Origin of the sequence: Mycolicibacterium grossiae, assembly GCF_008329645.1 — a bacterium.
Lineage (GTDB): Bacteria > Actinomycetota > Actinomycetes > Mycobacteriales > Mycobacteriaceae > Mycobacterium > Mycobacterium grossiae.
In genome coordinates this window covers 2,498,130-2,512,014 of the sequence record NZ_CP043474.1, presented here as the reverse complement: position 1 = coordinate 2,512,014, position 13,885 = coordinate 2,498,130, and the positions used below count along the sequence as shown (strand labels likewise).

Annotated in this window: 12 protein-coding genes; 7 read left to right on the top strand and 5 right to left on the bottom strand. The window is 70.7% G+C overall.

From position 1 onward, the window contains the following. The first annotated feature begins 289 nt into the window (after positions 1-289). The 4 genes from FZ046_RS11995 (at position 290) to FZ046_RS11980 (ending at position 4,132) form a co-directional block, all read left to right on the top strand. A complete protein-coding gene (locus tag FZ046_RS11995; protein ID WP_246182971.1) occupies positions 290-538 on the top strand; it encodes a hypothetical protein in 249 nt (82 codons plus the stop codon). Positions 539-600: 62 nt separating this feature from the next. Beyond that, entirely contained in the window at positions 601-2,214 is a 1,614-nt protein-coding gene (locus tag FZ046_RS11990) for a S53 family peptidase (RefSeq protein ID WP_070352474.1), read from the top strand. Then, entirely contained in the window at positions 2,211-3,416 is a 1,206-nt protein-coding gene (locus tag FZ046_RS11985; RefSeq protein WP_070352475.1) for a zinc ribbon domain-containing protein, read from the top strand. Before FZ046_RS11990 ends, FZ046_RS11985 begins: the two co-directional genes overlap by 4 nt. Further along, positions 3,413-4,132, top strand: a complete 720-nt coding sequence (locus FZ046_RS11980) for a hypothetical protein (protein WP_211372276.1) — start codon at positions 3,413-3,415, stop codon at positions 4,130-4,132. The genes FZ046_RS11985 and FZ046_RS11980 overlap by 4 nt, the downstream gene beginning before the upstream one ends. A 9-nt stretch (positions 4,133-4,141) precedes the next feature. Here the strand turns inward: FZ046_RS11980 and FZ046_RS11975 are convergent, their stop codons facing one another. Beyond that, positions 4,142-4,903: a superoxide dismutase family protein gene (locus FZ046_RS11975; protein WP_083298655.1), complete on the bottom strand. Its 762-nt coding sequence runs from the start codon at positions 4,901-4,903 to the stop codon at positions 4,142-4,144. A 187-nt stretch (positions 4,904-5,090) separates the two neighbouring features. Between FZ046_RS11975 and FZ046_RS11970 the strand changes: the two genes are divergently transcribed. Together FZ046_RS11970 and FZ046_RS11965 are read left to right on the top strand one after the other, a co-directional pair. Next, entirely contained in the window at positions 5,091-6,101 is a 1,011-nt protein-coding gene (locus tag FZ046_RS11970; RefSeq protein WP_083298656.1) for an alpha/beta hydrolase, read from the top strand. A 99-nt stretch (positions 6,102-6,200) separates the two neighbouring features. Next, positions 6,201-7,121 carry a MerR family transcriptional regulator gene (locus FZ046_RS11965; protein WP_176749696.1) on the top strand — a complete coding sequence of 307 codons (921 nt, stop codon included), beginning with the start codon at positions 6,201-6,203 and terminating at the stop codon, positions 7,119-7,121. Position 7,122: 1 nt separating this feature from the next. Here FZ046_RS11965 and guaA read toward each other — a convergent pair whose 3' ends face one another. The 4 genes from guaA to guaB form a co-directional block, all read right to left on the bottom strand. Beyond that, the gene (guaA, locus tag FZ046_RS11960; protein WP_070356458.1) at positions 7,123-8,715 is read right to left on the bottom strand and encodes a glutamine-hydrolyzing GMP synthase; all 1,593 of its coding nucleotides are present in this window, start codon (positions 8,713-8,715) and stop codon (positions 7,123-7,125) included. Between the two features lie 51 nt (positions 8,716-8,766). After that, positions 8,767-10,500, bottom strand: a complete 1,734-nt coding sequence (locus FZ046_RS11955) for a GMC oxidoreductase (protein ID WP_070356486.1) — start codon at positions 10,498-10,500, stop codon at positions 8,767-8,769. An 82-nt stretch (positions 10,501-10,582) separates the two neighbouring features. Further along, positions 10,583-11,728 carry a GuaB3 family IMP dehydrogenase-related protein gene (locus FZ046_RS11950; protein WP_070356459.1) on the bottom strand — a complete coding sequence of 382 codons (1,146 nt, stop codon included), beginning with the start codon at positions 11,726-11,728 and terminating at the stop codon, positions 10,583-10,585. Between the two features lie 13 nt (positions 11,729-11,741). Beyond that, positions 11,742-13,283 carry an IMP dehydrogenase gene (gene guaB, locus FZ046_RS11945; RefSeq protein ID WP_070356460.1) on the bottom strand — a complete coding sequence of 514 codons (1,542 nt, stop codon included), beginning with the start codon at positions 13,281-13,283 and terminating at the stop codon, positions 11,742-11,744. Positions 13,284-13,460: 177 nt separating this feature from the next. On the opposite strand from guaB, the gene FZ046_RS11940 reads away from it, so the two are divergent. After that, positions 13,461-13,868, top strand: coding sequence for a DUF5319 domain-containing protein (locus FZ046_RS11940; RefSeq protein WP_070356487.1), 408 nt, complete (start codon positions 13,461-13,463; stop codon positions 13,866-13,868). The last annotated feature ends 17 nt before the right edge of the window (positions 13,869-13,885 follow it).

Here is a 13,885-nt window from a genome sequence, read left to right as displayed (position 1 = left end):
TTGCATCGAACATGTGTTCGATACGTCGAGTAAACACTCACCCTCTGACAGCGTCAAGCGGTGTGACGGCCTTCGGAGACACTGCGCGCAGCGGCTTGCGCATCGATGCCGTGGCGGCGTATTGGGCGGTGGGATACCATTTCGATCACCAGAACCCGCTTCGGGATGGGGCTGGCGTACGACCCCGATGGTTCACGACGGGACGTGCTGGATCGCCTGGCGGTCCGCCGAAGACCATGTGTTCGTTACTCGGGGATAGTAAGGACAAATCATGAAGTCGAATCGTCGTATGGCCCGTCGCATCGCGGCGGCCGTGGGCGGTACCGCGATCGTGGCGATGGTCGGCCTGACCGCAGCCTGTGGATCCGACGAGGAGAAGGCGCCCGAGACGTCGACCACGACGACCACCACGGCTCCGTCGTCGTCGGCACCGTCGGTGTCGCCGACCGAGAAGTCGATCAACCCCACGGGCGGCAACCTGTTCACTCCGTCGGTCAAGGCCCCGCCTGCGCCGACCGCCATCCCCGGCGACAACTGACGTCGCGCGGCCCCGGGATCGGCTGAACCGCCCTCCCGGGGTCTCGCGAACGCCCGATTCGCATGACGCACCGGCGCATCCGACCCGGACGCTGGCTCTTGATCGCGGTGGCTGCCGCAGTCCTGCTGATCGCCTCGGACCTCCGGATCCCTCCGAACCCCCGGGCCGACGACACCATCGACGGTCCCTTCGCGCTGCTCCTCGCGGCGTCCACCGACCTCGGTCCCGCACGCGGTGACCACGTGCAGCTGACCGCTGCGCTCAGCACCGCCCAGCAGCCGGCCACTCTGACCTCGTGGGCGCGCGCCCGAAACCTCTCGGTGTCGTGGCGGGCCGGCGACCGGTGGGCGGTGCTCGAAGGTGCTCCTGCCGCGGTCTCGGCCGCCCTCGACGTCGAGGTGCACGACTACCGCGGCCAACGCGGCCAGGAGTTCTACGCCTCACCGCAACAACCCGGCGTTCCGGGCGAATTGCGTTCGGAGGTCACCGAATTCGGTCGCATCCTGAGCTACACCCCACACCGGACGTCGCGCCCGCACGACCTGCCGCTCGACGTGCCCGACCGGGGCCTGGATCCCGCCGCGCTGCGCACCACCTACAACGTCACGCCGCTGCATCGGGCGGGTTTCACCGGCCGGGACCAGACCATCGTCATCTTCGCCTTCGACGGCTTCGACCAGTCCGACCTCGACACCTTCGCCACGACGTTCGGACTGCCGCGCTTCACGCCCGTCGTGGTGGGCGGTCAACCCGGCAGGCCCCGTGGGGAACTCACGATGGATCTCGAAGTGGCCCACGCGATCGCGCCCGACGCGACGAAGGTCGTGGTGAACGCCCGGCCGACCGTCGAGGGCGAGGGCGGTTACGTGAAGATCGGCCAGATGCTGGAGGACACCGACCGCCGGTTCCCCGGCGCGGTGTGGAGCTTCTCCATCGGCTGGGGCTGCGACAAGCTGCTCACCGCAGCAGATCTGACGCCGGTGCGGTCGGCGCTGCTGCGCGCCTACGCCAACGGCACCAGCGCGTTCAACGCCAGCGGCGACCTCGCGGGCCTCGAGTGCAAGGGCGGCGACGACTGGGACTCGCCACCCGGACCCGCCGACGTCGGCCTCGACTCGGTGGCGTCGCTGCCGGAGATGACCAGCGTCGGCGGCACCACGCTGTCCACCAACGCCACCGGCGGATGGCTCTCCGAGCAGGCCTGGTTCGACGTGCCGCTCAGCCAGGGCACCGGCGGCGGGGTCTCCACGCTGTTCGACCTGCCGCCCTGGCAGCAGGGCGTCGCCGACGCCGTTGCCCCGGACCGGCGGACCGGGCAGCGCATGACCCCGGACATCGCCGCGGTCGCCGACCCGTTCACCGGGGTGAAGATCGTGCTGAACGGCGATCTCGTGGTGGGCGGCGGCACGTCGCAGTCAGCGCCACTGTGGGCGGCGATGGCCGCGGTGATGAACCAGTACCTGCTCGCCAACGGTGGCCGCCAGATCGGCGAGGTGAACCCCGTGCTGTACCGGATCGCCGCGGGCGCACCGCTTCCCGCCTTCCGTGACGTCACCCTCGGCGGCAACGCCGTCGACACCGCCGGACCGGGCTACGACCTGGTCACCGGACTGGGCACCCCCGACGTCGACAACCTGGTCCGCAACATCCTCGTGCTCCAAAGGGCTACCCGATGACCAACGACGAACGTCCCACCATGGAGTGTGCGGTCTGCCAGACCGACGTCCCCGCAGGCGAGTTCTGCGGGCTGTGCGGCTGCCATCTCCACGAGCAGCCCGGACGGGGCCCGGAGTGGTTGCGGCTGCGGACCTTCAGCGCCGCCCCCGGCGAACACCTGCTGCGGCCCAACATCGTCAGCTCGCTCTTTCCCCACCTGCCCTCGACGTCGCGCACGCCCTTCCTGCTCGGGCTCGGCCTGCTGGTCGCCGCACTGCTGGCCACCACGCTGTTGCGCCTGCCCGCGGCCTTGATCACCGTTGCCGCACTGGGCCTTCCGCTGCTGTTCCTCATCTACCTGCAGGAGGCCGACGTCTACCGCGACGTCTCCTCGGCCACACTGGTGGTGACCGCGACACTCGGCATCGGCATCGGCGTCGGCTGGGTGTTGCTGACCGGTGAGATGGTGGCCAACGCCTACGACATCCCGCTCGGCGCAGGCGTCGCCGCATCGCGCGTCATCCGCGACGGTCTCGGCGTCCCGATCGGCGGCATGCTGCTGATGCTCGCACCCGCGGCACTGGTCCGGCTGGTGCGCCCCGGTACCCGGGAGGCGCTGGACGGCTTCGCACTCGGCGCACTGGGCGCACTGATGTTCACCGCCGCGGCGACGCTCACGCGGCTGGCGCCGCAGTTCAGCACCGGCATGGTGGCGCGCGGCCGCCCGATGGACGGGTTGATGGTCGAGGCCGGCATCCGCGGGATCGCGGTGCCGCTGACCGCGGCGTGCGTCGGCGGGCTGATGGGAGCGGCCCTGTGGTTTCACCGGCCACCGAACAAGAAGCACCAGCATCGCAACTTCGTGCGGCTCGCCCTGTTCGGCATGGTGTTCGCGGTCATCGCGATCTACGCCGGGCTCGGCCTCGTCGACGTCGCCCGGGTGCCGCAGTTCGTGCAGCTCGCCGTCCACCTCGTCATCGCGTTGCTCGCGGTGCTCGTCCTGCGGGTCGGTCTGCACCTGGCCCTGCTGCACGAGGAGCACGACGAGGTGTCCGACGAACTCATCCAGTGCCCGCACTGCGGTCACGTCATCCCCGACATGGCGTTTTGCCCGCACTGCGGCGCAGCCACCCATGCGGCGTCGCGGTCGTCGCGTCAGTTGCGGCGCACCGAGCGGCCGGTGCGCATCGACGACGGTGCCGACGGCGGGGACGGCTCGTGACGACGGTCGCGCCGGGACTGCCGTCCTACGGCGGCACCTACCGGGTGGCCGAGCGGCGCACCACGTCGCACCGCCACCTGGTGGTGGTGTGGGTGCTGGCGATCGCCGTCGTGGCGGCCGGTCTGGTGACCCTGTCCGGCGCGCTCGAGCAGCCGGCCGCGCGCTACGTGTGCCCGCCGGACTGCGGCTCACCGCCGCTGGGCGAGCCCGTGACGGTCAACCCGCGCTACACCTCGGCCGACGGCGCCTTCTCGGTGAGCTATCCCGCCGAGGGCTCCGCCTACCGGGTGACGCGCAAGGACAACGGGGTGACCGCGGACCTGCTGGCCGGTGACGGCGGCACCCTGCAGTTGTTCAGTGAGCCGGCCCGCGGCCGGTCCCCGCACGACATCGCCTACGCGTTGGTGCGCAAGAGCATCCCGGACACCAAGACGGCCTACGAGATCCCCAACGCCATGGTCGGCTACCACCCGGGCTTCGGGGTGGCGGTGGACTGCTGGCCGCAGGGCATGGCGATGAACTACACCCGGATGCGGGTCATCGTCATGGTCGCGGTCAAGGACGACCTGGCCCTGGTGGCCGCGGCGCTCGGGCCGTTCCACGCCTTCGGGCCGGACTTCGGCTCGGGCAAACCGTCGGCGGCCAACCTGCAGATCGCCCTGGACATGGGCAAGTACGTCAACAGCTTCATGTGGCGGGGCGACCCCGCGCGCTGAGCGCTGTGCCTAGCCCGCGCCGTTCGGGTCGAAGGGGTTGGCGGGCAAGGTCGGTAGCGTCGACGGGATCGACGGGACCGTGACGGTCACCGTGCTGCTGCCGCTGCTGGTGGACGTCGACGTCGACGGAGTGGCGGTGCTGCTCGGGGCCGACGTGGTGGACGTCGCGGGCGGCGCCACGGTTTGGGTCACCGTCGAGGTCGAGGTGGAGGTGGACGCCGGGGAAGACGTCGAAGAGGACGTCGAACTCGAGGTGGTGGACGCGGGCGACGCCAGGACGCCGCAGGCCGCGCGCGTCTGCGCGTCGCCGCCGACGATGAGGGCGCTGCCCCGTGTCCCGTGGAGATCCTCGGCGGTGAAGGCGGCGGAGGTGGTAACCAGTTTGGCTGCGCCGTCCGGGCGTACCAGCAGGTCCGGCAATTCGCCGGTCGCCGGGGTGGCGTCCCGCCCGGAACCCCGAAGAATCTCACCGGCCGACGTGAAGTCGCCGCTGCACGTGCCGTCGGCGTGAATGGCGACGGTGTGGAACCCGGGTGCCAGCACCTGCTGCGGCGTGGTCTCGACGGTGACCGTGGCGACGTCGTCGGAGAAGTCGACGGTCGCGGTGCCGATCGTCGTTCCGTCGACGGTCTTCAGTTCGGCGCGCGCGCTGGTGCCCGCGGCCGTGGTGGTCGTCGTCGCTTCCCCGCTCTGTGCGCCGTTGGCGCATCCGGCGGTGGCGATGACCGTCGCGGCGATGCCACAACCTGCGGCGATTCTCGTGAACGTCATGGTGGTCCTCCTTCGTCATTGGTCCTGCGCCGCGCGGGCGCATCGTCGTTGACTCAGGGGGTTCATCGGTCGGCCGGGATGCGCCGTTACGGAACGCGCCGCCGTCCGCGCTAGCCCGAATGGTGACATTGACGAATGTCACCATTGGTGGTGTACTCGGCGGACGGTTCGACCAACGGAGGTCCGAATGTCCGCCACCCCGGCTGCGCCCGGCACCCACGTGCCGGCCCGCGGGTCGCTGCGCTCCCGCGGCGCCGCGACCATCAGCGGTCTGACGTTGCGTCAGATCAGCGCCGTCCTTCCCCCCGACCGCGCGTGGGGCCTGTGGGCCTCGCGGCGGATCATCGCCGGGATCATGGACGCCTTCGGGCCGTCGCTCGCCGGCACGCACGTCGAGCCGGTCGACGTCCGGCTGGCCGACGGCCGGCGCGTCAGGGGCGAGTGGGTGCGCGGACGCGGCGTCACGCGCGACGACTCCGGCCGCGCGCTGTACTACGTGCACGGCAGCGGTTTCGTGCTGTGCTCGGCGCGCACGCACCGCCGGCTGGTGGCGTGGTTGTCCCGGCTCACCGGACTGCCGGTGTTCTGCGTCGAGTACCGGCTGGCGCCGAGGTACCGCTTCCCCACGGCGGCCGACGACGTGCGCGCGGGCTGGGACTGGCTGACCGGCCACCAGGGCTACCGCCCCGACCGGCTGGCGATCCTCGGCGACTCGGCAGGCGGCCACCTCACCGTGGACCTGTTGCTGCAACGCGACGTCACCCATCCGGCAGCGGTGGCACTGTTCTCGCCGCTGATCGATCTCAGCTTCGGCCTGGCGCGCGCTCGCGAAGCCCTGCGCCGCGACCCGGCCATCCGCGCCACCGACGCCGCGAAGCTCATCGAGATGTACTGCGTCGGCACCGAACTCACGGATCCGCGATTGACGCTCGACGTGGCCGGCGGTCGCACGCTGCCGCCCACGCTCGTCCAGGCCGGCGGCGGCGAGATGCTGGTCAGCGACGCCCGGCAACTCGCCGCCGACCTCGCCGCAGCAGGCGGCGACTGCGAGCTGCAGGTGTGGCCCGATCAGGTGCACGTCTTCCAGGCGCTGCCCCGACTCACCCCGGAGGCCGTTCCGGCCATGCGCCGGGTCGCCGCCTTCCTCGCCGACGCCCTCGGCACCACCATGTCCCGCACCGAGAGGGTCGCCGGCTGACCGTCGAAGGATTCACCGCCTCGGCGCACTCCGGCTCCGCCAGGCAGTATCTTCGACGGATGCGCAGTTTCCGACCGGCGGACGTGTCGGGCACCTGACGTGTCGGGACGGCAACCCAAGCAGCAGGCGGGCGCCATCGCGGGCGTCCTCGCCGGGCTGCGCCGGGCGCCGCGCCAGATCCGCCGCGGCTCGCGCGACGTCATCGAGAACGCCGTCTCCCAACTGTTCGACGCCGCGGTGTCGCCGCACGGCACCGAGGCCTCCGGCGAGTACCGCATCGAGGAGCTGGCCCGGCTCGCCGGCACCACCACCCGCAACATCCGGGTGTACCGCGATCGCGGACTGCTGCACCCACCGCTGCGGGTGGGCCGGATCGCGCTGTTCAACGACACCCATCTGACCCGGCTGCGGCTCATCACGTCGCTGCTCGACCGCGGCTACAACCTCACGCACGTCGACGAGATGCTCTCGGCGTGGGAGCAGGGCAAGAACGTCGGCGACATGCTCGGCCTGGAGAACGCGATCGCCGGGACGTGGGCCACCGAGAAGCCGGAGCGGATGAGCGTGGCCGACGCACGGCGTCTCGTCGACGACGACACGGGGTTCGACCGCATGGTCGGTCTCGGCGTCATCCGGCTCGAGGATCACTCGGGCACACCGGAAGCCGTGGTCGTGCGACCCAAGTTGATCGAGGCCTTCAACGAGATCCGGCAGTACGGCGTGGCGGGCGATCGGCTGATCGACCTGCACGAGCAGATCGCACCGCTGGTCGACCAGATCAGCGGGCTGCTGGTGGCCGCGGGCGTCGAGCACGTGGTGGACCGCATCGCCCCCGGTTCCGCACTGCCTCCGGACACCGAGGTGGCCGAACTCATCACCATGCTGGTCCGGTTCCGCACGCAGGCGGTGGCCGCGGTCTCGGCGACGCTCGCCTTCTCCATCGAGTCGACGATCGAGTCGGCCGTCGGTCAGATCCTCGGCGACCTCATCGCCAAGGAGGCCGACGCCGAGCCGGAGTGAGTCACTCCCACTCGATGGTGCCCGGCGGCTTGCTCGTCACGTCCAGCACGACGCGGTTCACCTCGGGCACCTCGTTGGTGATGCGGGTGGAGATCCGCTCGAGCACCTCGTAGGGCACCCGCGTCCAATCGGCGGTCATCGCGTCCTCGCTCGACACCGGACGGAGCACGATCGGGTGACCGTAGGTGCGGCCGTCCCCCTGCACGCCCACCGAGCGCACGTCGGCCAGCAACACCACCGGGCACTGCCAGATCTGCTTGTCCAGACCCGCCGCCGTGAGTTCTTCGCGCGCAATGGAATCCGCACGACGCAGCGTGTCGAGGCGGTCGGCGGTGACCTCGCCGACGATGCGGATGCCGAGCCCCGGGCCGGGGAACGGCTGGCGTCCGACGATGTCCTCGGGCAGGCCCAACTCGCGGCCGACGGCGCGCACTTCGTCCTTGAACAGCAGTCGCAGCGGTTCGACGAGACGGAACTTCAAATCGTCGGGCAGGCCGCCGACGTTGTGGTGGCTCTTGATGTTCGCGGTGCCGGTGCCGCCGCCGGACTCGACGACGTCCGGGTAGAGCGTGCCCTGCACCAGGAAGTCGACCTCGCCGGCGCCGTCGGTGACGATATCGCGTACCGCCCCCTCGAACGCCCGGATGAACTCCCGGCCGATGATCTTGCGCTTGCCCTCGGGGTTGGTGACGCCCGAGAGTGCTTCCAGGAAGCGGGCTTCGGCGTCGACGGTGACGAGGTTTGCTCCGGTGGCGGCGACGAAGTCGCGCTGCACCTGGCCGCGCTCGCCGGCACGCAACAGACCGTGGTCGACGAAGACGCACGTCAGTCGGTCGCCGATGGCGCGCTGCACCAGCGCGGCCGCGACGGCGGAGTCGACGCCGCCGCTGAGCCCGCAGATGGCCCGCCCGTCGCCGATTTGGGCACGCACCTGCTCGATGAGGCTCTCGGCGATGTTCGCCGGGGTCCACGACGCGTCGATGCCGGCGAAGTCGTGCAGGAAGCGGCTGAGCACCTGCTGGCCGTGCGGGGAGTGCATCACCTCGGGGTGGTACTGGACGCCCGCCAGCCGTCGGGCCCGGTTCTCGAACGCGGCGACGGGCGCGCCGGAACTCGCGGCCACGACCTCGAACCCGTCGGGAGCCGCGGTGACGGCGTCGCCGTGACTCATCCACACCGGCTGCATCGGCGGCAGGTCGGAGTGCAGCTCACCACCGGTGACGCTCAGCTCGGTGCGGCCGTACTCACTGGTGCCGGTGTGCGCCACGGTGCCGCCGAGCGACTGCGCCATCGCCTGGAAGCCGTAGCAGATGCCGAAGACCGGGACGTCGAGGTCGAACAGCGCCGGGTCCAGCTGCGGGGCGCCCTCGGCGTAGACGCTCGACGGGCCACCGGACAGCACGACCGCCTGCGGGTTGCGGGCGGCGATCTCCTCGACCGTGGTGGTGTGCGGCACCACCTCGGAGAACACCCGCGCCTCGCGGACGCGACGGGCGATCAGCTGTGCGTACTGCGCGCCGAAGTCGACCACCAGGACCGGGCGCACAGCGGCGGCGGCGTCGGGTCGATCCTCGGATCCAGCGGGGGAATTCACCGGCTCAGTCTAGTGGCGGGGACGTCGCCGTCCCCGCCGGCGGGGCAGCGCTCAGCTCGCCGAGGACACCGGCTCGATCGGCAGCCGGCGCAGCGCGCCGGGCGCGTCGGCCGGCACCACCGGGTGCTTGGGCGCGATGGGGTCGAGGCGCTTGTACGGCTCACCCTGCGGGGGCCGGACGTCCTGCTCGCCCTTGTTGGGCCACAGCGCGGCGGCACGCTCGGCCTGCGCGGTGATCGACAGCGACGGGTTGACGCCCATGTTGGCGGAGATCGCGGCGCCGTCGACGACGTACATCGTCGGGTAGCCGTGCACCCGGTGGTAGGGGTCGATCACACCGTGCTCCTTGGTGTCGCCGATGACGGCGCCGCCCAGGTAGTGCGCGGTCAGCGGGATGTTGAACAGCTCACCCCAGGTGCCGCCCGCGACGCCGTCGATCTTCTTCGCGATGCGCCGGGTGACTTCGTTGCCCACGGGGATCCAGGACGGGTTCGGTTCGCCGTGGCCCTGCTTGCTGACGACGCGACGGAAGCCCAGCTTCGTCTTCTTGGTGTAGGTGGTGATCGAGTTGTCGAGGTTCTGCATGACGAGGGCGATCATCGTGCGCTCGCTCCAGCGACGCGGGTTGAGCAGACGCATCGTGCCGCGCGGATCCGAGCGGGCCGCGCCGATGAGCTGCCGCCAGCGCGGGACGCCGGTGCCGTCGGGCAGCAGGCCGTCGGTCATCAGCGTCTGCAGCAGACCCATCGCGTTGGAACCCTTGCCGTACCGGCACGGTTCGATGTGGGTGTCCTCGCTCGGGTGGATCGACGACGTGATCGCGACGCCGTGGGTGAGGTCGAGGTCGTCCTTCACCCGCAGCCGGCCCGCGCCCACGATCGACTCGGAATTGGTGCGTGTGAGCACGCCCAACTTGTCCGACAGCTCCGGCAGCCGGCCGGTGTCGCGCAGCTTGAACAGCAGCTTCTGCGTGCCCCAGGTGCCGCCGGCGACGATGACGTGGGCGGCGGTGTAGGTGGTGCGTTGGCGGCGGATCTTGCGGCCGGTGCGCACGGTGTACACCTTCCACGACCCGTCGGGTTGCGGCTCGAGGTCCTTCACCGTGGTCATCGGGATGATGTCGGCGCCGGCGCGTTCGGCCAGGCCGAGGTAGTTCTTCAGCAGCGTGTTCTTGGCACCGTAGCGGCAGCCGGTCATGCAGGACCCGCACTCGATGCAGCCGGTGCGCTCCGGTCCGGCGCCGCCGAAGAACGGATCCGGCACGCGCTTGCCCGGCGTCTTCTGCCCGTCCGGGCCGAAGAAGACGCCGACCGGGGTGGGCACGAAGGTGTCGCCGACGCCCATGTCGTCGGCCACCTCCTTGAGGATGCGATCGGCGTCGGTGAACGTCGGGTTGGTGACGACGCCGAGCATCCGCTTCGCCTGGTCGTAGTGCGGCATCAGCTCGTCACGCCAGTCGGTGATGTCGCGCCACTGCGGATCGTTGAAGAACGGCTCCTTGGGCACGTACAGCGTGTTCGCGTAGTTCAGCGAGCCGCCGCCGACTCCCGCGCCCGCGAGGATCATGACGTTGCGCAGCAGGTGGATGCGCTGGATGCCGTACATGCCGAACTGCGGCGCCCAGAGGAACTTGCGCAGGTTCCACGAGGTCTTCGCCATGTCGGCGTCCTCGTAGCGGGGGCCGGCCTCGAGGACCCCGACGCGGTAGCCCTTCTCGGTGAGACGCAGCGCGCTGACGCTGCCTCCGAAACCCGAACCGATGATCACGACGTCGTAGTCAGGCATGCCCGCCATTATGAACTTACTGCCGGGTAACGAGCTAGACAGGCGACCCTAACTTGTAAAGAACGCTGTGAATCCTCGCCGGTCAGGAGCCGACGGTCAGCCCGACCTTCTGGAACTCCTTGAGGTCGCAGTAGCCGGCCTTGGCCATCGCGCGACGTAGTCCGCCGACCAGGTTGAGGGAGCCGAACGGGTCGTCGGACGGCCCGCCGAGCACCTGCTCCAGCGCCGGCCGCTCGCCGACGGCCACCTGCAGCAGGGCACCGCGCGGCAACGAGGGGTGCGCCGCAGCCGATGGCCAGTACCAGCCGCCGCCCAACGCCTCGGCCGCCACCGCCAGCGGCGTGCCCAGCACCACGGCGTCGGCACCGCAGGCGATGGCCTTGGCCAGGTCGCCGGAGGTGTGGATGTCGCCGTCGGCCAGCACGTGCACGTAGCGGCCGCCGGTCTCGTCGAGGTACTCCCGCCGCGCGGCGGCGGCGTCGGCGATCGCGGTGGCCATCGGCACGCTGATGCCGAGCACCTCGTCGCTGGTGGTGACACCGGAGGTCGAGCCGTAGCCGACGATGACGCCGGCGGCGCCCGTGCGCATCAGGTGCAGCGCCGTGCGATGGTCCAGCACGCCGCCCGCCACGACCGGCACGTCGAGTTCGGAGATGAACGTCTTGAGGTTCAGCGGCTCACCGACCCCGTGATCCTGGGCGACCCTTTCCGCCGAGATGATGGTGCCCTGGATGACCAGCAGGTCGATGCCTGCGGCCACCAGAGCCGGGGTCAGTGCCTGGGCGTTCTGCGGGCTGACCCGCACGGCGGTGGTGACGCCGGCCTCGCGGATCCGGGCCACCGCGGCGCCGAGCAGTTCGGGGTCGAGCGGCGCGGCGTGCAGCTGCTGGAGCAGCCGGATGGCAGCCGACGGCTCGGGCTCCTTCTCGGCGGCCTCGATCACCTGCGCGACCTTCGCCTCGACGTCGGCGTGGCGGCCGATCAGGCCCTCGCCGTTGAGCACGCCGAGACCGCCGCGACGGCCCATCTCGATGGCGAACTCCACCGACACCAGCGCGTCGGTGGGGTGGGCGATGACCGGTGTCTCGAAGCGGTAGGCGTCGAGCTGCCAGGCCGTCGAGACGTCCTGCGAGGAGCGCGTCCGCCGCGACGGAACGATGTTGACGTCGTCGAGTTCGTACGTGCGGCGGGCGGTCCGGCCCATGCCGATTTCAACCATGTCGCGCATGCGTCGGGGTCCCCTAGCGGGAGTAGTAGTTGGGCGCTTCGACCGTCATCGTGATGTCGTGCGGGTGGCTCTCCTTCAGCCCCGCCGCGGTGATCTGCACGAACTGCGCCTGCTGCAGCTGTTCGATCGTGGCGGACCCGGTGTAGCCCATGGCCGCCCGTAGACCGCCGGTGAGCTGGTGCACGACGGTGGACAGCGGGCCGCGGAAGGGTACCCGGCCCTCGATGCCCTCCGGCACCAGCTTGTCCTCGCTCAGCACGTCGTCCTGGAAGTAGCGGTCCTTGGAGTAGCTCTTCTGCGAGCCGCGGTTCTGCATGGCGCCCAGCGAGCCCATCCCGCGGTAGCTCTTGAACTGCTTGCCGTTGACGAAGACCAGGTCGCCGGGGGCCTCGGCCGTGCCGGCCAGCAGCGAGCCGAGCATCGCCGTGGACGCGCCGGCCGCCAGGGCCTTGGCGATGTCGCCGGAGTACTGCAGGCCGCCGTCCGCGATGACCGGCACGCCGCGCGGCGCACAGGCCGCGGTGGCCTCGAGGATCGCGGTGATCTGCGGTGCGCCGACACCGGCGACCACGCGGGTGGTGCAGATCGAGCCGGGACCGACGCCCACCTTGACCGCGTCGGCGCCGGCGTCGACCAGCGCTGCCGCGGCGGCGCGGGTGGCGACGTTGCCGCCGACCACCTCGACGCGCTCGCCGACCATGGCCTTGACCCAGGACACCATGTCGAGCACGCCGCGGTTGTGGGCGTGCGCGGTGTCGACGATGAGCACGTCCACTCCGGCGTCGACGAGGGTCATTGCGCGTTCCCGGGCGTCGTCGCCCACGCCGACCGCGGCGCCCACCAGCAGCCGGCCGTCGCTGTCCTTGGTGGCGAGCGGGAACTGCTCGGTCTTGACGAAGTCCTTGACGGTGATGAGACCGGTCAGCTTGCCGTTGCCGTCGACGATCGGCAGCTTCTCGATCTTGTTGCGACGCAACAGGCCCAGCGCCGCCTCCGCGGAGACGCCCTCCTGCGCGGTGATGAGCGGCGCCTTGGTCATGACCTCGGCGACGGGCTTGTTCATGTCGACTTCGAAGCGCATGTCGCGGTTGGTGATGATGCCGACCAGCGCACCCCGGCCGTCCACGACCGGAAGGCCCGAGATGCGGAAGCGCGCACACATCGCGTCGACCTCGGCCAGCGTGTCGTCGGGCGAGCACGTGACGGGGTTGGTGACCATGCCCGCCTCGGACCGTTTGACGGTCTCGACCTGTCCGGCCTGCTCGGCGACCGGCAGATTGCGGTGCAGCACGCCCATGCCGCCGGCCCGGGCCATGGCGATCGCCATGCGGGACTCGGTGACGGTGTCCATGGCCGAGCTGACCAGGGGCACCCGCAGCCGGATGCGCTTGGTCAGCTGGCTTGAAGTGTCGGCGTGGGCGGGCACCACGTCGGACGCGGCGGGCAGCAGCAGGACGTCGTCGAAGGTCAGGCCCAGCATGGCGACCTTGGTGGGATCGTCACCGCCGGTGGGGACCGGCACGGCGATGGGAAGGCTGCTCTCGGTGATCGACATGGGGTGGGCCTCCCGGGGGGCGCGGCAGGTGGAGACGGTGAACGACCATCTTATCGGCACGGGCCCGCGTGATCGGCTTCACGCTGCGCCGACGGCGCCCGATCGCCCACCGGACACGCCCCGGCGGGGCCACGGAGCGCTAGCGCGACCCCACGGGGCCTGCGTACTGTGGAACCCGTGCGAGACCACCTGCCACCGGGTTTGCCGCCCGATCCGTTCGCCGACGACCCGTGCGATCCCTCGGCGGCTCTCGATGCGATCGAGCCCGGCCAGCCGCTGGATCCGCAGGAGCGCGTCGCGGTGGAGGCCGATCTCGCGGACCTCGCCGTCTATGAAGCATTGTTGGCGCACAAGGGAATTCGCGGACTGGTGGTGTGCTGCGACGAATGCCAGCAGGACCACTACCACGACTGGGACATGCTGCGCGCCAACCTGCTGCAGCTGCTCGTCGACGGGACGGTGCGCCCGCACGAGCCGGCCTACGACCCCGAGCCCGACGCCTACGTCACCTGGGACTACTGCCGCGGTTACGCGGACGCCTCGCTCAACGAGGCCACGTCGTCGGACTCCGACGGCTATCGCTGACGGCGTAACGCGAGCGG